We start from the raw sequence: 24,076 nt of genomic DNA, 5'->3' as shown, positions 1-24,076 counted from the left end.
TTAATGAGCTTTAGTATCAGCGATAAAGCGTTGCTGATACTAAGGCTTTTTAAGTGCCATTTTCTTTTTGAAATGTTCTCTATTCCATTTAGTAATCCTGAATTCCGAAATTGGTGCAGAATTTCACTTAATTCATAGTATTATGAAAGCGGTTAGAGGATTTCTTTTTTATAAAAGTGAGGGATAAAAAATGAAAGATACCTATGACGTAATTGTTGCTGGTGCCAGCAATGCTGGTGCGATGGCAGCCATGGCCGCTGCTGAAAAAGGCGCCAAAGTTTTATTAGTTGATAAGATGGGAAGTTCAAGATTTTTGTTCCGGTCATTCTTTGCTGCTTTGGACAGTAACGCACAAAGAAGAGCAGGAATTAAAGTTGATAAAGCTAAGTTAATGAATTTCTTAACTTTGTTCTATCAAGATAATGTTGATGAACGCCTATTATGGACTTGGGCTAATCATACTGATGAAACAGCAAACTGGCTTGAAGACAATATTTTGAAGCCAAACGGTGGCGTATTGAAGCCGCAATCAGATGCTTATTACGAAACCATTGTTAACACAGCCTTCAATACTGAATTAGCAATTGCCACACCCGATAATGATTGGGCACATTACGGTGACTGGATGATTGATAAGGTGAAGGAATTAGGCGTAACGCTTAAGTACAATACCAAGTTAGAAGAATTAGTTACTGATGACAGCGGTAAGGTAACGGGCATTATTACTAGTGATCGTGATTCAGGTGAAAAGACTGAATACGCTGCTACTAAGGGTGTCATTATCTGTACCGGTGGTTACGGTGCTAACGTTGAATTGATGAAGAAGTGGGATCCACTAGGCTATAAGAAGAATGTTTATTCTGATGGTCCACGTGACGATGGTTCAGGTATCTTGGCCGGACTAAAAGTTGGTGCTGCTCGTGATGAAGAACCAGCTGAAATTATTTTTGACCGTGGTGCTGTTCCAGTTGGCACTAATGCTGAAGATCATTATGTCATTGACTTTAAGGATCCAGGCTACTTCTGGATGGGTGCATACCCGATGCTGAAGGTTAACCTAAATGGTGAACGTTTTGGTAACGAAAGTGTACCTTACCAATTTGACATTAATGCAATGGCTAAGCAGCCAGGATACTTGGAAGCACAAATTTGGTCTGAAGATGCAATGGACCACATGGCTCAATTTAGAACTCAAGGCTGTTCACGTTTAGGCTTCCCAGGTATTTACAACACTGAAGAAAATAAGGCTGAAGTTCAACGGCGAATTGATGATGGCATGGTTAAGAAGGCCGATACAATTGAAGAATTAGCCGAAATGTTGAACCTGCCAAAAGAACAGTTGGTTGCTACTGTTAATGAATATAACAAGATGTGCGACCAAGGAGAAGACACTGACTTTGGTAAAGAGAAGTTTAGATTATTCCCAGTTGAACATGGTCCATACTACGGTGTTATTATGGGCGGCCGGCTGCTGGCAACGCTTGATGGCTTAAGAATTAATACCAAGATGGAAGTTATCGATAAGATGGGTAAGCCAATTCCACATCTTTATGCAGCAGGAAACTGTAGTGGTGGCTTCTTCTGGGGTAGTTATCCAGATAGAGTTCCTGGTCTTACCTGCAGCCACGCACAAACATTTGGCCGGTTAGCAGGACAATATGCTGCGGAAAATTAAGTCATAAATTAGGGGAGTTTTAATTATTATGGAACAAAAACAATTACCGAAGCTTTCTAACTATCGGTGGGTGATTTTGGCAATTGCCGCATTGCTAGATATGATTAGTAATTACGTCCAATTCCAAATTTCATCATTGGCTACGCAAATTATGCCAGCATTGCATATTACAATGCCGCAATTTCAAAGTTTATTAATGGCACCAATGTTAATTGCCGTTTTCCTTAGTATTCCTGCAGGATCTTTGGCAGATAAATTTGGTGCTAAGAAAATCGTCACAGTTGGATTAGTCGTATCAGTTATTGGTGCGTTTGGTCGTCTGTGGGCTAATAACTTCATCACAATGATGATTATGCTGATGATGTTTGGGGTATATATGGCACTGTTAAACGCTAATACTCTAAAGATCTTTGGTATTTGGTTTAAGCAAGATACTAACATGGCAATGGGGATTTTCTTTGCCTCAGCCAGTGTAGGAATTATGTTATCTCAAATTACGGGACCAATGTTTCCTAGTGTTCAAGCAGCTTATATCTTCTCATCAATTGTTTTGCTTGTTTTAGGTGTTTGCTGGGTATTATTTGTTAAAGATACACCAAAGGGTGAAGAAATTCCTAAGCAAGAAATGCAAGCAGATCAAGCTGCATCTTCATGGAGTTTCTTTAAAGAAGCTGCCAAAAGCAAGAAGACCTGGATTGTTGCTCTTTGTGTAGGTTGTGGTATGGGTGCTAGTGAAGCTTTCTCCGGAATTTTGCCACAAGCATTTGCTGCAAGAGGAATGAGTCCACAACAAGCTGGTACCATTGCCGCTATTGCGACTGTTGGTAGTATGTTTGGTAGTGCCTTTGGTCCAGCAATTATTAATAAGCCTAAGAACGCTAAACCATTAATGATTGGGATTACTGTTTTAGGTGGTATTTCAATGGCTATTAGTTGGTATGTTCCTTTAGGAGTAGTTCTGACAATTAACTTAGTTATCGGTGGTCTGCTTGGTGCCATGACTGGTCCAATTATGCAGGCAATGCCAATTACTTTCCCAGAAATTGGTCCTAAGTATGCTGGTTCAGCCGGTGGTTTAGTTGGTACTGTTTCACTGCTTTTATCATACTGTGTACCAATCATTATTTCGATGATTGCTGGTAAGAGTTACTTAACGACCTTTATTATTCAAGGACTTGTCTTTGCTTTGACTGCTATTTTTATGGCAATTCTACCAAATCCAAATGCAGGTCGTCATCGTTAAGTTATTAATTAAGAAGGATATACTATGACGCAAAAAATCACGACAAAACCGGGCAAGTATACCGGCTCAGGTCAAGGTAAGGAAAGTATCATTAATGTTGAAGTCGACGTTAATGAAGACAAGATTAATAGTGTTAAAGCACTGAATAATTTTGCTCCAGATAGTTTAGCAGATAATGCCTTTAAGAAAATGGCCGACAAAATTGTGAAAAATCAATCGGTTGATGTTGATGTTGTTTCGGGAGCTTCTGAAACCTCGCGGGGAATTATTGCTGGGGTTAAGGATGCTTTAACCAAGGCAGATGTTGACTTTGCTGCTTTAAAAGAAAATGGCACGCAAAATGCTAGTTCTGATAAAGAAGTAATTGATGTCGATGTTGCTGTTGTGGGTGCTGGCTCTGCTGGTGCTGCTGCAGCACTTGCTGCTAAACAAGAAGGGGCAAGTGTTGCCCTTCTTGAGAAGACAATTTCGCCACTTGGTGCTGGTACATTTGCTGGTGGGATGTTTGCTGCAGACAGTCAACAACAAAAGGATTCTGACCAAGTTGTTTCTAAGAAGTGGCTATATGACGAGTACATGGACGCCTCACAAGGTTATATGAACTCAATCTTAGTTCGTAGAATTATTGATGAATCTGGTAAGACAGTTGACTGGCTGAACGAAAACGGCGCCATTATGAAGTTGGTTGACGCTGGTACTGGTGGTAGTTATGACCATATTGGGATGCCTGCAACTTTGCATGGCTACCAAGAAGGTGGTACCAAGGCAATTACCAAGCTGATTGAAAAATTCGAATCAATTGGCGGCAAGATGTACTTTGGCTTCGCTGCTAAAAAATTGTTGCAAGAAGATGGTGCAGTTACTGGTGTTGTTGCCCAAGGTGATGATTCTACTTTAGAAGTACATGCCAAAAAGGTGATTATTGCTACCGGTGGTTTTGGTGGTAATCCAGAAATGCGTAAAGAATACTTGGGTGATGTCAGCACACAAGGTCAAGTTTTGCAAAATACCGGTGACGGTTTGAACATGGCTTGGGATGCTGGTACTGCTCATCATATTAATGGTTCAACGCATTACTTCTGGCAAACATTCAGTAATGAAGATATTGGTGCAATGGCTAAGATTGTTGGCCCTGGTTGGATGCCACTCAATGCTTTAGCTGACTTCCCGAACTTGCGCGTTAATAATCGGGGTCAGCGTTACGCTAGTGAAACTCATGCTTTGGACTTTGCTGTTCATGGTGCCGAATTATCTGAACAGCCAAAACAAACTGAATATGTTGTTCTTGATCAAGCGATGTTGGATAAGATCAAGGAAGGCGGTACAGTTGCGATTGAAGATCATTATGGGAAATGGAAAAACCATCGTGAATTCTACATGGAATTTAATTACCCAACTGATACCGAAGAAAACATTAAGCGTGAGCATGAGAAGACTGATTTCACTGCTTTGTTAAATCAACTTGAGTCAACAAATGTTGTCTTTATTGGCGATACTATTGAAGAATTGGCCAATAAGATGGGTGTTGATTCTGATAACTTGCAGAAGTCTGTTGCCCAATACAATAATGCCAAGAAGACCGGTGAAGATGACCTATTCTTCTCTGATACTAATAGAATGATTCCAGTTGAAAATGGCCCATTCTACGCAGTTAAGTTTATTGCCCGTAACTTGGGAACACTTGGTGGTGCAACGATTGATGAAAAGATGCACGCTTTAACACCAGAAGGTGAACCTGTTCCTAATCTTTATGTTACTGGTGCTGATGCATCTGGTATGTATGGTAAGGCTTATGTTGACTTTGAAGGTGGAACATTAGGTTTTGCGTACATTTCAGGTCGGTTAGCCGGAATTGATGCCGCTGAAACTGCAAAAGCCAGCAAATAAAATTTAAAAACATGTATGAATTGAAGAAATTTTGATTTATACGTGTTTTTTACTAGAGAGGGAAAATCATGACAGAAGAAAAATATGATGTTGTCATTGTTGGTGCCGGTCTTGCTGGCTTTGCTGCAGCTGCAGAAGCCGTTGATAACAACTTGAAGACCTTATTAGTTGAAAAAGGCAAGACTACTGGTGGTACTGGTAACTATGTTGAAGGTGTATTTGCTGCCGATTCCGAACTGCAGAAGAAGGACAATGCCGTCATTGACAAGAAGGAACTGCTTGAAGAAGAATTGAACTATTCTCACTACAAGGGTGACGGCAGAATGTGGCAACGCTACATTGATAATGCTGGTAAGAATGTTTCTTGGCTGCAAGACCGCGGCGTTAAGTTCTGGATGGTTGTCAATATGGGAACCAGCGTTAGAACGTGGCATTTGTTTGAAGGCAAGGGTCATGATGCGATTCATAAGGGATTAGAACCGTATGCTACTAAGAAGGGACTAATTATTAAGACCCTAACTAAGGTAACTGATTTGACACCTCAAGATGACCAGAGTTATGATGTGACCTTAACAATGGTGGAAGATGGCACTACTGAAGTGATTAATGCTAAAAACGTGGTTTTGGCATCAGGTGGTTACTTGAACGATTCAGAATTATTTGGCAAGACACCACACCAAAATCCAGATAATGTAATTCCAGTTAATTCAGGTAAGAGTACTGGGGATGGACTGCGCTTAGCATGGAAATTGGGAGCTAAGAAGTACTTTACTGGAATGTCAATGATGTTTGGCGGCCAATTAAAGGATAAAACTGTTCCTGCCTTTAAGTTATGGGGAACGGCAATGTGGAGCTCAGTCTGCGACCAACCACAAATGTGGGTTAATGAACTAGGCGAACGCTTTGTTAATGAGGCGGCCTGTGTTGTTAACTGGGCAAATGAAGGCAATGCAATGAACCGCCAAGACCGCGTCTTCTGTATCTTTAGTCAATCAATTTTAGATGACTTTACTGACAAGGCCTACCCACGTTCAATGAAGCCAATGGTTCCAGAAGATAGATACCCAACTTTGCGCGATGATATTGAAAAGGCTGAAAAGGATGGTCGCAAATTCTTGCATAAGGCAGCTACGATTGAAGACTTAGCTGAAGAAATTGACACACCAAACTTGCCAGCTTACGTTAAGCACTACAATGAAATGGCCGCAAAGGGTGAAGATGTTGACTTCCATAAGCCTGCTAAGTATATGCTGCCAATTGCTGGTGACGGACCATTTTACGCAATTGAATTAGGGGTTGGTGCCTACACCACTGGTGATGGGTTACGTGTGAACATTAATAATGAAGTTTTAGATACCAAGGGCAGACCGATCCCAGGACTTTATGCAATTGGTAGTGATGGGTCAGCAGTTTTATACGGTGATACCTATGGTGTTAATGTTCCGGGTACTCATGCCGGCTACTGCATTTTCTCAGGAAGAAATGCAATTCAGGCAATTGCTGATAAGAATTAAATAAAATATTTGGGAACAAAATAGAGTAGCTAACTGCTACTCTATTTTTATAATTAAAATTGATGGTTAATAATTAATGTATATAGCCAATCATAAACTTGATGAGAAAATGTTGGTGCCAATAATAGAACTAAGCCACCTAATAAAGCTAAACTGCCAATTGACAAAGTTAAATATTTTAAAGTTTGGTTGGTAGCAGCTAAGATTGCAATAGCGATTAGACCACCACCAATAATTAAGCTGCTAACCATGAGAATAAAGCCCATTATAAGCCTCCTTATACATTTATATATTGTTAGTTTAATTATAAAACATTATCAGACTTTCTGAAATAATTAAGCTAACTTAAATTTCTTGAAAAGCGCGGGCAATTTCACGTGTTTGTTCTGGTCCTGTGGTGCAGCACCCGCCGATTAAATGTGCCCCTACCTTGTACCATTTTTTGGTACTTTGATAAAAATCGGTAGTGTATGGAATTTTTAACCAAGTCTTGGAAAATGAATCATAAGAATAGCCCTGATTGGGATAGACGACAATTTCTTTATCAGTTAATTGGTGAATCGTCTTGATGGTTGTTGTAACGAGGATAGGCTTGACACAGTTAATGCCAACTGCAAAAACTTGCTGGAACTCGTTAATTGCGGGGATAACTTTCTTTAAGCTGGTACCATCACTGATTCTGGTTGTATCGTGCAGTGTAAAACTGACGTAAACAGGTATTTGTGGAGCATTATTGGTAAGCCAAGTTAAAAGTGCGATAACTTCCGTTAATTTAGGTTGCGTTTCAATTGCCAGACAATCTGGACGCTGCGCAATGACTGTGTTTAAACTGGGTAAATGAAAGTCAAGATATTCGTTAGTTGTAAGGTTGTAATCCCCACGGTATTCACTGCCGTCTGCTAGATAGGCACCATAAGAACCGATGGAACCAGCGACAAAATTGTGCTTGCCAGTCTTTAATTCATAATCGTCACGGGCTTTTTTGGCAATTTTAACGGCATTTGCAATAAGGTCTATGGCTTCCTGCTCAGTGTAACCAGCTTCAACGAAAGCTGGCACGTTAGCTTGATAAGTGTCAGTAATAATTAATTGGGCACCTGCTTGAAGATAGTTCCAGTGGGCTTGGTAAACGGCCGGAAGGTTGTTTGTTAGAGCAATCGCTGTCCATAATTTATTATTTGTTATTACTCCTTGCTTTTCTAGTTCATCAGACATTGCCCCATCTAAAATTAATCCCTTATTGTGGATAGTTGTTAATAAATCCATTTGCGTACCTCAAATTAAGCAACATATTTAATAATAAACAAATCTTATTTTAATTATAATCTAATTATGTTGCCGAACAAAGAGGCTTTTTTAATTATTACTAAGAAAATTTAAATTAGTCATTTTGCAAGAACTGTAGTATACTACTTAAAACAAGAGAGGTTAAAATGTCAGAAATATTCTTAAATCAATTAGGACCAAAATTTAAAATTGCTAATACTCTAATTGAGAAAGCCTTAAATAATCGCTTTGCTAGTATATTTAGTGAATATTCATTAACTGGAGCGCAGATTTCACTAATGGTTTATCTGTATGATTCTAAGGGCAGAACCATTACGCAAAAAGAAATTGCTGATACCTTTGTTTTAAGTCACCCAACAATTCGGGGAATTGTTAGACGACTAGAAAGTAATCAGCTTATTGAAACAGCCCATCTTAAGAGCGATCAACGTCAGATTGTATTAACTTTATCTGCTAAAGGGTTTAAATTGATTGATGATAATATTGCTACTATTCACCAGATTATGGCTGAAACCAATCAGCAAATAATTCAGGGGATGAATCAGCAAGATGTTGAGCAACTAAGTAGATTGTTAAATCGAATTATCTCTAATTTTTAATATCTCATTTTTATTTGTAAAAGTGTAGCTTACTACATAAAAGGAGAAAAGATGACACAAGAAATAAAACAAATTTCTGGAAAAAAGCGAAACTTAATGATGGCGGTGCTGCTGTTTGGTGCCTTTGTGGCGCTATTAGCAGAAACCTTCCTAAATAATGCATTGCCAACAATTATGGCTGCGTTTGGCGTCAGCCAGTCCACGGCCCAATGGCTGACAACTGCATATTTATTGGTGGTTGGTCTAATGATTCCAATGTCCGCCTGGATTTTTGAATCATTTAGCATGAAGCAAAATTATTTAACCATGATGGGAATTTTCTTTATTGGTTCGCTAATTTGTGTTTTCGCACCTAATTTTTATGTTTTGTTAACAGGACGGATTATTGAGGCAATTGCGGCTGGTGGCCTGATGCCATTTATTCAGAACGTGATTTTGATGATGTTTCCACCTGAAAAGCGCGGTATGGCAATGGGAATTACGGGATTGGTCATTGGCTTTGGTCCAGCAGTAGGCCCGACAATTTCTGGCTTGATTTTAAAATATTCTGGCTGGCAGATGCTCTTTATCATTTTGAGTGTTACCAGTGGTCTGGTAGCTCTCTTGGCAATCTTTACGGTGCAAAATATTACAACGCCGCACATGAGTACAACAGATGTGATTTCATTCTTAGAATCAATTTTTGGCTTCGGGCTAATTTTGTATGCTTTGTCAGAAATTGGTAACACTGGCAAAATCACGTTTACCTTAGCTCTCATTTTTATTATTGGTTTGGTAGTCATTTATCTTTTCTGCCGGAGACAATTACATTTAGAAGAACCACTACTTGATATTCGCGTTTTTAAAAATTGGCAGTTTAACCTCTGTACGCTATTAAGTACAATCAGTAACTTGGCCATGGTCGGAATTGAACTGGTCTTGCCGCTATATTTGCAGACGACACGCGGCGAAACAGCCTTGACTTCTGGTCTTGTAATGATGCCTGGAGCATTGTTGATGATTATCTGCAACCCGATTTCGGGGACTTTGTATGACAAGTTAGGAATTAAAAAGTTATCACTATTTGGTTTTGCAATGCTAGTTCTTGGTACGGTACCAATGCTGACTTTCAGCGCGCAAACTAGCTTAGTGATGATTGGTATATGTTACGCTTTGCGGATGGTCGGGATTTCCTTTACGATGATGACAACCTTTACCGCGGGAATTAACCAGGTACAGTCAAGCATGACGGCTCACGCCAATGCTGGATCGTCAACAATTCGCCAGATTGGTGGGTCACTAGGAACAGCCTTGGCAATGCTGGTTGTGACTATTGGTTCTGCTAATGCAGGAGTGAATAAAGCTTCTGCTTTGGCAACAGGTTACCATTGGGGCTTCATCTTAATGCTCATCTTTGCAGTAATTGGCTTAATTGGTTCATTTGGTTTGCCAACAGCTAAAGAAGAGAATAAATAACCTTATATAATATATAGTTATCTAATTAAATATAGCTGAACTACTTTAACAACATGCTCATAAAAGACAAAACTTGGTTAGACGTTTGAATTTTTAAAAAGTTTATATTAAAATCTTCTACGTTATAATAAATTGTGTTTGTTAGGAAGAGATAAAATGAAAAAGAGTACAAAAGTTATAACTATGATTATGGCAATTGGTGCAATTGCAACTGGTCAACTGTTTAATTCAAAAACTAGTACACAGGTAGCAGCAGATTCTGATGATTGGCGGACTGTTGAAGTTGGATCATTTAGTAAAATCAAACTTAACTTGAAAGAGGCAGATGTTTCGATTCATGCCGGTAGTAAGTATCAAGTCAAGTTTGATGATGACGACCACGCTCTGCATGCATCTGTCACTAAGGGTCAATTAAATGTTTCTCAAAAAGGCGGCGATGATGACGATGCCGATATTAGCATTACTGTTCCTAAGAGCAAATTGACGAAAATTTCAAGTACTAGTTCAGATGGCGATATTGAGTTGAAAAATCTGAAGTTAAGCAGTTTGTATATTAAAAATACTGGCGGCGACGTTGAATTTAAGAATGTCTCAGCTTCAAGTGCAAAAATCGCTTTAAAAGAGGGCGACCTCGATGTGTCCAAGGGGGCATTAAAGCTGATTGCCCAATTAACTGAAGGTGATGCTGAATTTTCCGGCACAAAATTCACTGGCAATAGTACGCTAACACTTAAGGAAGGTGATGTTGATATTAAGCATGCACCAAGTGTCAGCTACACAGCATCAACCCCTGAAGGTGATATTAAATATCATGGTTCTAACAAGGGTAAACATTTTTCAAAGACGGTTTCCGGTCAGCCTTTAGTAAAGATAACTACCAAAGAGGGCGATGTCGAAATTTCATAGTTTTATATTTGTAAATATAATACCTAGTAGGTTAAAGTATTCTAAATTGTATAGTTTAGAATACTTTTTATTTACTTAAGACAGTGCAATAAAAAGTTGCTTAAAGAAAATACTTTGATTTGTGCAATAATAAATGTAATAAGACACAACGGGAGTAATTGACAATGTTTAACTTATTTATTTTGCTGATGGAACGGCTGGGCATTATTATGCTGCTGGCATTTTTGCTTGTTAACATGCGCTTTTTTAGGAACTTAATTGAAAAAAGAACGTTAAAATCGCAAATTTGGCTGACGATTATTTTTGCAATTTTTGTTGTGATGGCGAATTTGACGGGGGTTGAGATTACTAGTTCCAAGGAAGTAGTTACGCCGTTGATTATAACGGGTTTGCCGCAATCGGATTCGATCGCCAATACGCGTATTCTAGTGATTACAGCAGCTAGCCTAACTGGTGGACCGTATGTTGGGATGATGGTTGGTCTAATAGGTGGTCTGCACCGGGTTGTCTTTGGCGGCTTTTCTGATTATTTTTATATTTTTAGTTCGGTTCTTATTGGTTATCTTGTTGGAATATGCGGTGATCGCGTTAAAGGCGATAATCTTTATCCATCAACGCCATGGGTAGCTGTCTTAGCTTTTTTTGCGGAATTAATTCAGATGGCCTTCATCTTTACTTTCCATGGTATAGGCCTAGTAAACTTGATTTTTGTCCCGATGGTTCTGTTAAATACCATTGGTGCAAGTTTATTTATTGAGATTTTGAAGACTTACCTGTCAAATGAGCGCCAGTTGAGGGCGGTTCAAACTAAAGATGTTTTGGAATTAACTAACAAAACGCTGCCTTATTTTCGCAAGGGGCTTGACTTTGATTCGGCCAAGCACGTTTGTCAAATTATTAAGCAATACACTAACTTTGACGCGGTGGGGTTAACCGACCGAGTTAATGTTCTTGCTCACGTTGGTGCTGGTGAAGATCACCATATCGCGGGTGAACCCGTAATAACTGACTTATCCAAGACTGCTATCTTAACAGGAAAGGAAAAGTTGGCCTATTCGAAAAAAGAGATCGGCTGTCCAGAACCATCTTGCCCATTAACCTCGGCAATTGTATTTCCTTTGCGTGTTAATAATCAGACAATTGGTGCTCTTAAGCTGTACTTTTGCGAGGGCAGTAAGATGACGGTCGTTGAAGAAAACTTGGTGCGTGGGTTAGCCATGATTTTTTCAGGACAATTGGCAATTGGGATTGCCGAACAACAGACCAGCTTACTCAATGAAGCAGAGATTAAGGCCTTGCAAGTTCAGATTAACCCACACTTTTTCTTCAATGCGATTAACACGATTGGAGCATTAATGAGAGTAAACGTTGAAAAAGCACATCAGGCATTAATGCAGCTAAGTGTCTTTTTCAGGTCAAGTTTGCGCAATGGTCAAGAAAAGGAAGTAACACTGAATCAGGAACGCCGGCACGTTGATTCCTATATGAGCATTGAAAAGCTACGCTTTCCTAATAAATTTACAATTGATTACCAAATTGGTGTCCCTGACGATACACTTTTGCCGTCGTTTTGTTTGCAGATCTTTGTCGAAAATGCGGTGCGTCATGCTTTTAAGGGTCGAAAGCAGGGCAACCGAATTATTATCCAGCTTAAGAAATTAGATAATAAACATATGGAAATAGCGGCAATTGACAACGGTAACGGTGTTGATCCGGATGTTCTGAAATATTTAGGCAAAAAGCCAGTCAGCGAATCAAAAAAGGGCAGTGGAACGGGCACAGCACTATATAATTTGAATATGCGACTTAAAGGATTGTATGGTACCAGCAGTAAATTGCAAATTGAAACTAGTGACAGTGGTACGATTTTTAAAACGGTTATTCCATTAAAGAGTAAATCACCAGCTAGTCTGGTTGATAATAATTAATAAAGAGGTGTGAATTATGAAAATTTTATTGGTTGATGACGAGCCGCTGGCAAGAACTGAGTTAGAGTATTTAATTACCAAAAGCCCAAGCGTTAGTGGGATAGAACTATCTATTTATCAGGCAGAAGACATTAAGCAGGCACAGATGGAGCTGCTTAAAAACAAAATTGACTTAATGTTTTTGGATATTTCACTTAATGAAGAAAACGGCTTTGAGTTAGCTAATGAATTGAAGCCCGCGGATTATTCACCGATTATTATTTTTTCAACCGCGTATGATGAGTATGCCGTAAAGGCATTTGATGTTGGTGCTTTGGACTATGTCCTAAAACCATTTGAGCAGGAACGGATCGATCAGGCCTTAACTAAGGTGCGAAACGTAATGGGCTCGCGTGAGCAACCGCAAATTAGTAAGGAGCAGCATCATGTGGTTAATGAAATGCTTAGCATTGAACTCGATGATCGTAATGTTGTAATTAAAAAGAACGACTTGATTGTGGCGACGATTAATAGTGGTGTCTTGACAATTTCAACAGCTCAAAATAATTATGAAACTCATGAAACTTTGGCTTGGTTAAAGGAGCGCCTCAATCAGGCTAAGTTCATGCAGGTTCACCGTAATTCAATTGTTAATATTGAGGAAGTCAAAGAGGTTCAGCCGTGGTTCAATAATACATTGTTATTGGTGATGAGTAATGGTGAAAAAGTCCAGGTTGGCCGTTCATATAGAAAAGATTTAAGTCAAAGGTTAGGGATGTAAGCGCATTTAAGTGCAATAACATTCACTTTCGCTCATTTGCAGTTCACAGTCTGATTTTTGCAGTTCAGCCTAATTTTGCTCACAAACTGCCTTTTCTCTAGTATCTTTATCCGTGAAGATAAGGAAAACGCGAAAGGATGAGTAAGATGAAAAATAAAGAATCTGAACATAAATCAGCGCCGCTTTTATTCCAAATGCTGGTCTATGCAGCAATCTTGTTTGCATCACAATTAATTTCAGAAGTAATGCCGAAGAGCTTCCCGGTACCAACACCAGTTATCGGTTTAGTCCTATTATATGTACTATTAACAACTCATATTGTTAAGCTTGAATGGGTTGATTCATTTGGTAGTGCCCTCATTTCATTAATTAGCTTTATGTTTGTTCCCTCTGGGATTTCCATTGCGGGTAATTTAGACATTATGAAGGCCCAAGGAGTTAAGCTAATTATAGTTATTTTATTAGCAACAGTTATCTTGTTAGTTGTAACTGCATATACAACAAGAGCATTGCTTTGGGTAAAAAAGAAGTTGACCTCAGCCAAATTAGGTTCAGTTTCTAAAGATGTTAAGACAGGAGATGGCAAATAATGGCTTATATCAGTAATCCTTTGTTCGGAGTCTTTTTATCACTGCTCGTCTTTTTAATTGGTAAGTGGTTGTTTAAAAAATCTCATGGTCTATTTATTTTCCAACCATTGTTTGTTGCAATGGTTTTGGGAATTGTAATCTTGATGGTATTAGCTAAGTGCTTTAATGTTTCAACAGCTCAAGTTTATACCCAAGCTTACAAGCCTGGTGGTGATATTATCTTTTGGTTTATCACCCCAGCCACAATTGCTTTTGCAGTGCCGCTATATAAACGTAACGACGTTGTTAAAAAGAATTGGGTTATCATCTTATTGAGCTTGATTATTGGTACCTTTATTTCATTGGTTCTGATTACCTTAGTTTCTAAGGCAGTTGGACTTGATAAAGTAGGTATCAGATCAATGCTTAGTCAGTCAGCTACAACAGCGATTGCTATGCCATTAACGACAGCAATTGGTGGTAATGCTTCAATTACGGCAATGGCCTGCATCTTGAATGCGGTTGTCATCTATGCCTTAGGTAAGCAAATGGTTAGATGGTTCAGACTTGATAGTGACCCAATGGGAACTGGCCTAGGCTTAGGTGCTGCTGGTCACACAATTGGTTCAGCTTTCGGTTTGGAACTTGGCTCTGTACAAGGAGCCATGGCAGCAGTTGCGGTTGTCGCTACTGGCTTAGTTGATAATTTGCTTGTTCCGGTTTTTGCTCATATGATGGGCTTATAGATTGGGACAGGCAAATAGGTTGTAAAAATTTATTAGTTTTATTAATATTTAGTAGCTAATGTTTACTTACACAGAAATGGACAAGACGAAAGTCTTGTCCGTTTTTTTCTATCATAAATTAAAAACGCTCATTACAAATGAGCGTTTATTTTATCTAAAAATATTTAGTCGGCGTGGCGCCACTTAGCATCAGTTAAGATTCGGGCCGTTAATAAGCCAATTGGCAGGGCGACCACAATCATTAATGCATTCATAATCCAATAAGCACCAACATTAATGTTAGTGATGCCAAAGTTGAAAACAGCACGGTACATATAAAGCCCAGGTACCATGATGACAATTGCGGGGACAGTAATTGCAATTCTAGGAAAGCCCACCTTTTCGCGAACAAAGCTGGCTAATAACCCGGCAAGTAGGGAACCAATAAAGGCGGCAAGAGCTGCCGGTAAATGGTTATAGTCAACTAGACTTAGGCGCAAGGTGTTAGCAATAGCACCGATTATGGCAGCCACAAGTGCCATTTGGGGTTTAGCGTTGAACATGACGGAGAAGCCAAAGACACCGCAAAAGCTTGCAATAATCCGGCAAAAGGTTAGAACAGTTGGCGTTAAATTAAGCTTTGGCATCGCGCCAGGCGTTAGGTGCAGGCTAATTGCAACGCCCCACCCAACCATTGTTGCTGTCATGATTACTAAGCAGGCATAAGCCAAGCGCTCTAGTCCTGAACGCATATCGAGTTTGGACATGTCGAGACCAGAAGTAATGAAAGGAAAACCAGGGATAACATAGAGCATCGCACCGATATAGCCATAAGCATGATCGTGATTCCAGCCTAAAAGTTTTTGTCCCAGCATAAAGCATAAAAAGTAAACAGCACAAGAAATGGCAACACCAACGGCGATTTTGGCAACAAGTGTAATTTTGCGTTTACTCATTTCGCCGCGCACGTAGTTGCCGACTAAGGCACCAAAGAAGGTACAGATCATTTCCGGTAGACCGCCGCCTAAGAGAAAAATAAAGCTCCCGCAGGCTAATCCGGCACTTAAGGCTGCAATAATCACAGGATAGTTGGCTGTGTGGCGTTCGATTTCATTTAACCGGTGATGAATTTCGCCAATTGACAAATGGTCATTATTATTTTCAAATTGGCGGACAAATTGCTCCATTTTATTTAACTTGTTCATGTTAACTTCAGTGGTCGGCAAGGTTAGGGTCTGCGAATATGACTTGTTATTAACGTCGAAGCAGGTATATTCGATTGAGATTAGCCCAATGTCAACTGAGCAAGTAATGTCAAGTGCACGCGCCACGGTGTTCATTGAGTCGCGCACGCGCCAAGCACCAGTGCCGCATTCCAGTAGCATAATGCCAATTCTACCAACCAGCGACCCTTTTTCAACTAAGGTTGTGTCCTTAATTAGGGTATCGTCAGGACTTTTGAAAAATTCTTTCCATTGAATTTTCATGTGGTGGCTGGCAGAAATGTGGTGTCGTCGTATCTGTGGTTCGTTTTCTTCCATTGATTAAACTTCCTTACTATTTATTAAAGACAACCTTTTAATTTTAGCACAAGAAGCCAGTCCATTTTTAGTACTAGCAAAATTGTGACGTATAATTGAATTAACTGTGATGTCTTAGGATTAATAAGGAGAATTAAATGACTGTTAAAGAAGAATTATTAGAGCGATTAGATCATGACCAAGCCGAAATGATCGAAATTCGTCGGCATTTACATGCTCACCCTGAATTATCAAATGAAGAGCAAGAAACTCATGATTATATTAAGCATTTTTATGATGGCTTAGACTGCACGGTTAAGGATTGCGGGTCAGGGTTTGGTATTACTGTAGATATTGACAGTGGCAAACCTGGACGCAAACTTGGGCTGCGGGCTGATTTTGATGGCTTGGCTGTTCAGGAAGACAGTCGGTTGCCGTTTAAGTCGCAAAATTCTGGCGTAATGCATGCCTGTGGCCATGACGCCCATACTGCTTATTTAATGGTTTTAGCTAAAAATCTAATCGCGCTCAAGGATAAATTGCGGGGTTCGATTAGGATTATTCATCAACCTGCCGAAGAAAAGGCTCCAAGTGGTGCCCAAGCAATGATTGCCGGCAGCGTTTTGGATAATGTTGATAATGTGATCGGGATTCACGTGATGTCAACAATGCCTGTTGGTTCGGTTGCTTATCATTTAGGTGAAAGTCAAACTGGTCGCTCGAACTTTACGGTTAAATTTATCGGTAAAGGTGGTCATGGCTCAATGCCGCAATTGTCAAATGATGCCATTGTTGCTGGATCTTATTTTGTGACTGCCTTACAAACAATCGTTTCTCGGCGAGTTGAGCCAGCCGATCACGCTAGTATTACGGTCGGTTCATTTGATGGCGTTGGCACTAGTAATGCCATTAAAGAGACGGTCACACTAAAGGGTGATATTCGAATCATGAAGGAAAAGACGCGGACACTTATTCATGAGCAGCTCAAGAAGTTAATTACGGGAACAGAGGCAATGTTTGGCGTTAAAGCTGAATATGAAATTATCAAGGATGTACCAGTGCTATATAATGATCCCGATTTTACTAAGCAGGTTGTTGCCAACTTACAAAAGGAACTACCGAATATTCCGGAAATTAAAGAAGTCAGAGATTTTGGCGCCCAAGATCCTTCCGAAGATTTTTCTTATTATGCTTTGCAAAAGCCGTGTACTTTTTTATATGTTGGGTGTGATGTTGCTGATGGTCAGACTCATCCGCACCATAGTCCTAACTTTATGTTGGATGAACGTTGTATGTTGATTGCGGTAAAAGCAGCCGGCATGGCAACCGTTGATTATTTATTAGCTTAATTAAAAAGCGCTAATCTTTTCGGGTTAGTGCTCTTTTTATAGCTATTTATGCGCATCTTTGAATAAAAATGAATGATTTTGCACTAAAATGATTGATTTTGGTGATGGAACCGAATACAATATGTGCAAGAGGTGGATAGAATGTTAACGCAAGAAAGGCAAAAAATTATTGAGAATTATGTGAATCAACACGAAATGTGTCAGGTCAAGGATTTATCGACGATTACCAACACATCAGAATCGACAATTCGCCGTGATTTGATTCAGTTAGAGCAACAGGGACTACTTAAAAGAATCCATGGCGGTGCACAATCTGTGAAAAATTTCGCGCATGATGTGTCCCAGCATATTCGTTTTAGTATGAACCATGAAGCGAAAATAAAAATTGCCCGTTATGCAGTGGAACATTTTGTTCATGAAAATGATTATATCTTTATTGATGCGGGGACGACGGCTTATGAAATGGTGCCATTTTTGGCGGATATTCCTCACGTTACGATTGTGACTAATGGTCTGGAGACAGCATTAGGGGCATTAAATCATGAACTTGACACGATCCTATTAGGCGGACGTGTCAAAGATGATACTCACGCGGTTGTTGGTCAATCAGCGATTAGGCAGCTAGAGGGGATGAAGTTTGCCGCTAGCTTTGTTGGGACTAACGGGTTAGATCAGGAAGGCAACTTGACCACACCTGATCCAGAAGAAGCAGCGATGAAAAAAATGGAAATTCTTCAGGCGCGACACACTTATGTTTTGACTGATGCTTCTAAAATTGGTGAACGCAACTTCGCGATTTTTGCTAATAGTCAAGATGTCAGTGTAATTACGACTGACCTAACGAATGAGCAAAGGCAGATACTACCTCACGAAATTGATTTAAAGGAGGCAAAATAATGATTTATACAGTTACTGTTAATCCAGCTTTGGATTATGTCATGCAGCCGCAAAAAGTTATTCCTGGTGCAGTGAACCGTACACAAGATGCGACCTTTTTGGCTGGCGGCAAGGGCATTAATGTGTCACAAATTCTTAATCAGCTAGGAATTGAAAACACGGCTTGGGGATTTGTCGGCGGCTTTACTGGTAAGGAATTAGTGCGCCAATTGAATCAGCACCGAATTGTCAACGACTTTGTGACCATCAAAGATTTGACGCGGGTGAACGTTAAGGTGCATGCCGAGCAGGAAACGGAAATTAATGCCGCCGGTCCCGCGATTGCACCTGCAGAAGTTGCGGCTTTTGAAGACCGCTTTAGCGACTTACAAGCTGGCGATATTGTTGTTTTAAGTGGGTCTTTAGCGCCAAATTTGCCGGTCGATTTTTATCAAAAGTTGCTGCCGCTAATTAAAAAGGCTGGTGCTGAATTTGTGATTGATACAACTGGGCAAGCACTCTTAGATACTTTGAGTTATGAGCCGCTGGTAGTTAAGCCCAATCATCATGAATTGGCGGATATGTTTAATACGACTTTTAACAGCGACCAAGAGATGCTGACTTGTGCCCGAAAGCTGCTAGACAAGGGAGCCCAAAATGTCATGGTGTCGCTAGCTGCTCAGGGAGGCTATTTAATAACCAAGGAACATGTTTATCATGCTCCGGCTGCTGTTGGTATAGCTGTTAACTCCGTTGGTGCTGGAGACTCAATGATTGCTGGCTTTGTTGGCAGTTATGTTAAGAGTGGTAATCCTAAAGAAAGTTTTCGTATTGGGATGGCCTGTGGTGCCGCGACTGCCTTTACTAAGGATATTGCGGTTAAAAGTCAGATTGATGCGGTTTTGCCGCAAATTAAGGTAGAGCAGATTTCATAAAAAGGAGAATTAGCTATGAAAATCAAAGATATTTTAGCTCCTGAATCTATGATTATGTCGCTGAAGGCAACGAATAAGGAAGATGCGATTAAGGAGATGGCCGACCTCGAAGTGCAGACCGGAATTGTCAATAATGAAGATGAGTTCATTAAGTCGATTTGGGAGCGCGAAGATGAGTCGACAACTGGGATTGGCGATGGTATTGCGATGCCGCATGCGCGCAACAAGTCAATTAACAAGGCGCGGGTGTTGTTTGCTAAAAGTAAACAGGGAATTGATTATAATTCACTTGATGGCAAGCCAGTTTACCTGTTTTTCATGATTACCGCGCCAGCTGGTGCTGATAACACGCACCTTGAAGCCTTAGCTAAGTTATCGGGACTACTAATTAATCCTGATTTGGTTAGTGCACTGAAATTGGCACAAACACCTAAGGAAGTAATCGCCCTGTTTGAACAAGCTGAATCTAAGAGTGATGCCGAAAAGCAAGCGGCAAGTCAAGCAAAGAGTAGCGCCAGCAATAAGCCACTGATTGTTGGGGTAACAGCCTGCATTAACGGAATTGCCCACACTTATATGGCGCAAGAAGCGCTGATTAAAGCCGGCAACAAGCTCGGCGCTGATGTCAGAATTGAGACCAATGGTTCAGAAGGCGTTAAGGATAAACTGACTCCTGAAGAAATCAGTCGCGCACAAGGTGTCGTGATTGCTTCCGATAAAAAGGTTGATATGCCACGTTTTGATGGCAAACCATTGATTAGTCGACCGGTAGTTGACGGGATTAATAAGCCCGACGAGTTGGTTAAAACCATTCTGGAAGGCAAGGCGAATGTTTATCATTCAGACAGTAAGGCTGATGATAGTGACAGCTCAAAGAAGGGCGTCTGGGGTTCAATTTATCAAAACTTGATGAATGGTGTTTCTCACATGTTGCCGTTTGTTATCGGCGGCGGGATTTTGATGGCGATTTCCTTTATTGTGGAAAATTATGCCGGTGGACCAAAATCACCAGCCTTCATCTTTCTTAATAATGCCGGAAACATGGCCTTTGCCTTTATGGTACCGATTTTGTCAGGTTATATCGCTGAGTCAATCGGTGATTTGCCGGCATTGATGCCGGGTTTTGTCGGCGGGTTTATGGCGACTGTTTATAGTGGCTCTTACGGTGGCACTTATGTAGCCAACGTAATCACTAATGCCAAATCACCGGCTGGTTTTCTGGGTGGTTTAGCTTCTGGATTTATTGCTGGATACCTAGTAGTTGGCTTGAAAAAGTTGTGTACCAAGATACCAAAGTCGCTTGAGGGAATGAAGCCAATGCTGATATACCCGATATTGAGTTTGTTATTAATCGCCTTAATTATGTATTACATTGTTAACCCGATTTTTAGTAGTATTAACTTTGCGATTACTAACTTCTTAAATAAAATGGGAACCGGCAACTTGGTTGTCTTGACCATGATCTTAGCAGCGATGATGTCAATTGATATGGGTGGCCCGTTCAATAAGGCTGCTTATGTCTTTGCTTCTGGTGCCTTTGCTAATGACCCGCACTCAACGGTTGCCGCTGTGATGATGGCTGCTGTAATGGTCGGTGGGATGGTACCGCCGTTTGCGACTGCGATTGCGACAACGTTCTTTAAGAACAAGTACACTGAAGATGAACGCCACGCCGGTGTTACTAACTGGATCTTAGGCTTTTCCTTTATTACTGAGGGGGCAATTCCGTTTGCGGCAGCCGATGCTGGTCACGTTATTCCATCGTGTATCATTGGTTCAGCTGTTGGTGGTGCCTTAGTTGGTCTTTGGCGGATTGGTGTGCCTGCACCTCACGGCGGCTTGTGGGTATCGCCACTGGCTAACCACATTGTTTTATACTTTGTGGCAACAATTATTGGTTCACTTGTTGCTGGAGTAATCTTAGGCTTGTGGAAAAAACCGGTGGATAAGTAAAATTGAAAATAAAAATAGAGCAGCTGACTTGCTGCTCTATTTTTATTGGCTTTTAAGTTGACATTGATCGCATAAACCGTGAATTTCTACTTGGTAATCATCAATTTGAAATCCGACCAGCTGCACGTTCACACTGTTAAAGTTGGGCAATGGTAACTCAATCGTACGCCCACATTCTTGACAAATAAAATGGCTGTGGTTAGAAGCGATAAAGTCGCATTGGAATTTGACACGGAGACCATTGGGAAACATTTTGGTTTCCACAATGCCAATTTCCTGCATTTCCTTAACATTGCGGTAAATTGTATCGTGACTCATCTTAGAAAAATGCTGGCGTAAATGTTTATCGAGCTGGGTTAAGGATAGGTAGTAATCCGAGTACTGATAGAGATAAGTAAGCAGCTCTTGGCGTTGCTTGGTTAATTTATAATGATTAGTTTTTAAAATATTTAACGCGATTGTCAATTTATCCATTAATCATGCTCCCGTGCTCGTGTGATGTGCAAAATTTAGCATTACTAGTTTAACATCTTTATTCATAAAAAACTAATCAGGCTCAAGATTGATGGTAGGTATTTTTACCAAATAGACTTAGTTACGATTTAATCTAGCTGGGGTTAGCGGCAGCTGAAATTTAAGCTGACATAGTGGCTGTTGACAAAAAATACAGATAGCGTTTAACTTAAATAGTATTAATTACGATTAAGGATGCAGCTATCTGTTAAAATCCGTTTTACCTAACTGGCAACCACAATAGCAGCACAGATTTTAGTGTATAATGGTTTTTAATTATGATTAATACTTATATAGATTGAAATAGAATTTAGCGAAGAAAATTAACAGCGAGAAAAGAGATGGATATGAAGAAATCACAAAAATGGTTTGCTGTGGTAAGTCTGTTTGCTGTCCTGATATTGACACTCAGTGGGTGCGTGCAGCAGCCAAAAAAGAGTGCCAAAATCTCAATCGTCACGACGACTAATATTTATGCAGATATTGCTCAAAATGTTGTGGGTAAATATGGTAAGGCTGATGCTATTATCAAAAAGGCGGCAATGGATCCGCACGATTTTGAACCGACAACTAACGATGCTAAGGAATTATCAACGGCAGATATTGTTGTGGCGAACGGCTTAGGTTATGATAGCTGGATGGATAAGCTATCTTCCGCGGTTGAAAAGAAGCCGGTTTGGGTTGGCGAAGACTTAATGGGCCTGAAAAAAGGTGATAATCCGCATATTTGGTACAACTTAGACATGCCAACAAAATATGTTAATTATTTAGTAGCGAAGTTAAGCAAGAAGGATCCTAAGCATGCGGCATATTACCGCAATCATGGTCAGCATTATTTAGCTAAGGTGGCCATGATTGAAAAGATTGCTAGTAAGATTGACGGCCAAAGCAGTAAGCCAGTTTATGTAAGTGAACCCGTTTTTGACTACGCATTGGCTGCGGCTCATCTAAAAGTAGGCGACCGCGAGTTTGAGCAGGCAATCCAAAATAATACTGATCCTAGTCCAGAGACAATTCAAAAAATGACGACTGCAATTAAAGAACGGAAGATCGCTTTCTTTGTTGATAATGAACAAACTTCAAGTTCAACGGTGAATAATTTTGTTAAACTGGCTCAAGAACAACAAATTCCAATTTTAAAAGTGCGGGAAACATTACCTGATAACATGACGTATCTGAATTGGATGACAGCAAATTATCAAAAGTTAGCCCAAGTGGCACGCAAATAATTAAAGGAGAACATTCAAAATGAAAAAATTAATTACGGCTTTGGCATTAGCAGCGACAGTTACCACAGCATCTCAAGCTGCTCCACTGGCAGTTCAAGTTCAAGCTAGTTCGACCAATGATTTGGCTAAGCAAGACAGTTATGGTGGTGTGACTTATGCGGATAAGATGCTGGCACAAGAGGGCATTAAGTATAATTCTTTTGCTGGAAGTGAAGTTCCTTATCGCAATGGTAAGCCAGAGGGGATTGTAATTCACGAGACGGCAACGCCAAACGCAACAGCTCATGATGAAGCTGTTTACTTTAATCGTGAATGGATGAATATCTATTCGTACGTACATGCCTTTGTTGACCGCACGGGCGTTATCCAAATGATGTCGCCTGACAATGGTACTTGGGGTGCGGGACCGCAGGCCAATGATCGTTTTATCCAAGTAGAATTATGTGAGGAAAATAACGCTGCTGACTTTGCTAAGGGCGTTAATAATGATGCCATTTATGCGGCAAATCTGCTGCACCATTATGGTTTGCAGCCAGATAATGCCGTTCATGATGGCCAAGGCACAATCTGGTCACACCACGCTGTTAGTCAATTTTTGGGCGGCACTGACCACACGGATCCTGACGGTTACTTTGCCAAATGGGGTTATTCGATGGATGACTTCTATAACCTTGTGAAGTATTATTACGACCAACAGGGACCAACTGGTACTACTAGTGCAACTACTGATAAGCCAGCCAACAAGCCGGAAGCTAATAAACCAGCTGCAACTTTACCTAAGCCAACTGGAACTAAAATTTTGATGCACGATGCCTTAGTCTATGATGAAAAGGGCAACGTTACCGATGCTGCAATGAAAAAGGCCGGTACTAAGTTAACTTTGTATGGCGACCAGACAATTGACGGCAGAAAATATCTGCAAATTGGTTCAAATCAATTTGTTGTTGCCAGCAACGTTGAGGGCAAGTTGCGTCAAATTAGACATAATGCTTATCTATACAATGCTAATGGTTATCGCATTGGCAGCAATAAACTATATCGGCGTAACTATGTAAGAACTTACGGCGGTAGAGTGAAGATTGCGGGTCACAAGTACTACCAGATTGATGTTAATGAATTTGTTAAAGTTGGTAATTTTTAGGGTAAGACAGGA

General features: G+C 40.3%; 21 protein-coding genes. 17 read left to right on the top strand and 4 right to left on the bottom strand.

The window, feature by feature from the left end:
- Window positions 1-190: 190 nt before the first annotated feature.
- The 4 genes from OZX58_RS07340 to OZX58_RS07325 all read left to right on the top strand — a co-directional run bounded on the left by OZX58_RS07340 (window position 191) and on the right by OZX58_RS07325 (window position 6,319).
- Entirely contained in the window at window positions 191-1,675 is a 1,485-nt protein-coding gene (locus tag OZX58_RS07340) for an FAD-binding protein (protein WP_277130347.1), read from the top strand.
- 28 nt (window positions 1,676-1,703) lie between these two features.
- The gene (locus OZX58_RS07335; protein WP_277130349.1) at window positions 1,704-2,918 is read left to right on the top strand and encodes an MFS transporter; all 1,215 of its coding nucleotides are present in this window, start codon (window positions 1,704-1,706) and stop codon (window positions 2,916-2,918) included.
- A gap of 24 nt (window positions 2,919-2,942) precedes the next feature.
- Window positions 2,943-4,805 carry an FAD-dependent oxidoreductase gene (locus OZX58_RS07330; protein WP_277140846.1) on the top strand — a complete coding sequence of 621 codons (1,863 nt, stop codon included), beginning with the start codon at window positions 2,943-2,945 and terminating at the stop codon, window positions 4,803-4,805.
- Between the two features lie 68 nt (window positions 4,806-4,873).
- Window positions 4,874-6,319: an FAD-dependent oxidoreductase gene (locus OZX58_RS07325; RefSeq protein ID WP_277140845.1), complete on the top strand. Its 1,446-nt coding sequence runs from the start codon at window positions 4,874-4,876 to the stop codon at window positions 6,317-6,319.
- 53 nt (window positions 6,320-6,372) lie between these two features.
- Here the strand turns inward: OZX58_RS07325 and OZX58_RS07320 are convergent, their stop codons facing one another.
- A complete protein-coding gene (locus OZX58_RS07320) occupies window positions 6,373-6,585 on the bottom strand; it encodes a hypothetical protein (protein WP_277140844.1) in 213 nt (70 codons plus the stop codon).
- A gap of 79 nt (window positions 6,586-6,664) precedes the next feature.
- Complete coding sequence (mmuM, locus tag OZX58_RS07315) at window positions 6,665-7,585, bottom strand: homocysteine S-methyltransferase (protein WP_277140843.1); 921 nt, start codon at window positions 7,583-7,585, stop codon at window positions 6,665-6,667.
- A gap of 167 nt (window positions 7,586-7,752) precedes the next feature.
- On the opposite strand from mmuM, the gene OZX58_RS07310 reads away from it, so the two are divergent.
- The 7 genes from OZX58_RS07310 to OZX58_RS07280 all read left to right on the top strand — a co-directional run bounded on the left by OZX58_RS07310 (window position 7,753) and on the right by OZX58_RS07280 (window position 14,569).
- On the top strand, window positions 7,753-8,205 hold the full coding sequence (locus OZX58_RS07310; protein WP_277130358.1) for a MarR family transcriptional regulator: 453 nt from the start codon (window positions 7,753-7,755) through the stop codon (window positions 8,203-8,205).
- Window positions 8,206-8,256: 51 nt separating this feature from the next.
- Window positions 8,257-9,660 carry an MDR family MFS transporter gene (locus OZX58_RS07305; RefSeq protein ID WP_277140842.1) on the top strand — a complete coding sequence of 468 codons (1,404 nt, stop codon included), beginning with the start codon at window positions 8,257-8,259 and terminating at the stop codon, window positions 9,658-9,660.
- Window positions 9,661-9,816: 156 nt separating this feature from the next.
- A complete protein-coding gene (locus OZX58_RS07300) occupies window positions 9,817-10,566 on the top strand; it encodes a DUF4097 family beta strand repeat-containing protein (RefSeq protein WP_277140841.1) in 750 nt (249 codons plus the stop codon).
- A 164-nt stretch (window positions 10,567-10,730) separates the two neighbouring features.
- Window positions 10,731-12,494 carry a sensor histidine kinase gene (locus OZX58_RS07295; RefSeq protein WP_277140840.1) on the top strand — a complete coding sequence of 588 codons (1,764 nt, stop codon included), beginning with the start codon at window positions 10,731-10,733 and terminating at the stop codon, window positions 12,492-12,494.
- Window positions 12,495-12,510: 16 nt separating this feature from the next.
- Window positions 12,511-13,254, top strand: coding sequence for a LytTR family transcriptional regulator DNA-binding domain-containing protein (locus tag OZX58_RS07290; protein WP_277140839.1), 744 nt, complete (start codon window positions 12,511-12,513; stop codon window positions 13,252-13,254).
- Between the two features lie 146 nt (window positions 13,255-13,400).
- The gene (locus tag OZX58_RS07285) at window positions 13,401-13,844 is read left to right on the top strand and encodes a CidA/LrgA family protein (protein WP_277130368.1); all 444 of its coding nucleotides are present in this window, start codon (window positions 13,401-13,403) and stop codon (window positions 13,842-13,844) included.
- On the top strand, window positions 13,844-14,569 hold the full coding sequence (locus OZX58_RS07280) for an LrgB family protein (protein ID WP_277130370.1): 726 nt from the start codon (window positions 13,844-13,846) through the stop codon (window positions 14,567-14,569). Before OZX58_RS07285 ends, OZX58_RS07280 begins: the two co-directional genes overlap by 1 nt.
- Before the next feature lie 164 nt (window positions 14,570-14,733).
- Here the strand turns inward: OZX58_RS07280 and OZX58_RS07275 are convergent, their stop codons facing one another.
- Window positions 14,734-16,089, bottom strand: a complete 1,356-nt coding sequence (locus tag OZX58_RS07275) for a threonine/serine exporter family protein (RefSeq protein WP_277130372.1) — start codon at window positions 16,087-16,089, stop codon at window positions 14,734-14,736.
- A gap of 137 nt (window positions 16,090-16,226) precedes the next feature.
- Between OZX58_RS07275 and OZX58_RS07270 the strand changes: the two genes are divergently transcribed.
- The 4 genes from OZX58_RS07270 (at window position 16,227) to OZX58_RS07255 (ending at window position 21,181) form a co-directional block, all read left to right on the top strand.
- Window positions 16,227-17,417: an amidohydrolase gene (locus OZX58_RS07270; protein WP_277140838.1), complete on the top strand. Its 1,191-nt coding sequence runs from the start codon at window positions 16,227-16,229 to the stop codon at window positions 17,415-17,417.
- Between the two features lie 141 nt (window positions 17,418-17,558).
- The gene (locus OZX58_RS07265; RefSeq protein ID WP_277140837.1) at window positions 17,559-18,314 is read left to right on the top strand and encodes a DeoR/GlpR family DNA-binding transcription regulator; all 756 of its coding nucleotides are present in this window, start codon (window positions 17,559-17,561) and stop codon (window positions 18,312-18,314) included.
- A complete protein-coding gene (gene pfkB, locus OZX58_RS07260; RefSeq protein WP_277140836.1) occupies window positions 18,314-19,228 on the top strand; it encodes a 1-phosphofructokinase in 915 nt (304 codons plus the stop codon). Before OZX58_RS07265 ends, pfkB begins: the two co-directional genes overlap by 1 nt.
- Before the next feature lie 15 nt (window positions 19,229-19,243).
- Window positions 19,244-21,181 (top strand): fructose-specific PTS transporter subunit EIIC, encoded by a 1,938-nt coding sequence (locus OZX58_RS07255; RefSeq protein WP_277140835.1) that lies wholly within the window; start codon window positions 19,244-19,246, stop codon window positions 21,179-21,181.
- Between the two features lie 42 nt (window positions 21,182-21,223).
- On the opposite strand, the gene OZX58_RS07250 is transcribed toward OZX58_RS07255, so the two are convergent.
- Entirely contained in the window at window positions 21,224-21,655 is a 432-nt protein-coding gene (locus tag OZX58_RS07250; protein WP_277140834.1) for a Fur family transcriptional regulator, read from the bottom strand.
- Between the two features lie 386 nt (window positions 21,656-22,041).
- On the opposite strand from OZX58_RS07250, the gene OZX58_RS07245 reads away from it, so the two are divergent.
- The gene (locus tag OZX58_RS07245) at window positions 22,042-22,923 is read left to right on the top strand and encodes a zinc ABC transporter substrate-binding protein (protein ID WP_277140833.1); all 882 of its coding nucleotides are present in this window, start codon (window positions 22,042-22,044) and stop codon (window positions 22,921-22,923) included.
- Between the two features lie 19 nt (window positions 22,924-22,942).
- On the top strand, window positions 22,943-24,064 hold the full coding sequence (locus tag OZX58_RS07240) for an SLAP domain-containing protein (protein WP_277140832.1): 1,122 nt from the start codon (window positions 22,943-22,945) through the stop codon (window positions 24,062-24,064).
- The last annotated feature ends 12 nt before the right edge of the window (window positions 24,065-24,076 follow it).

The organism is Lactobacillus sp. ESL0680 (assembly GCF_029392855.1).
Taxonomy (GTDB): Bacteria; Bacillota; Bacilli; order Lactobacillales; family Lactobacillaceae; genus Lactobacillus.
This window is presented reverse-complemented; position numbering and strand designations above follow the sequence as displayed.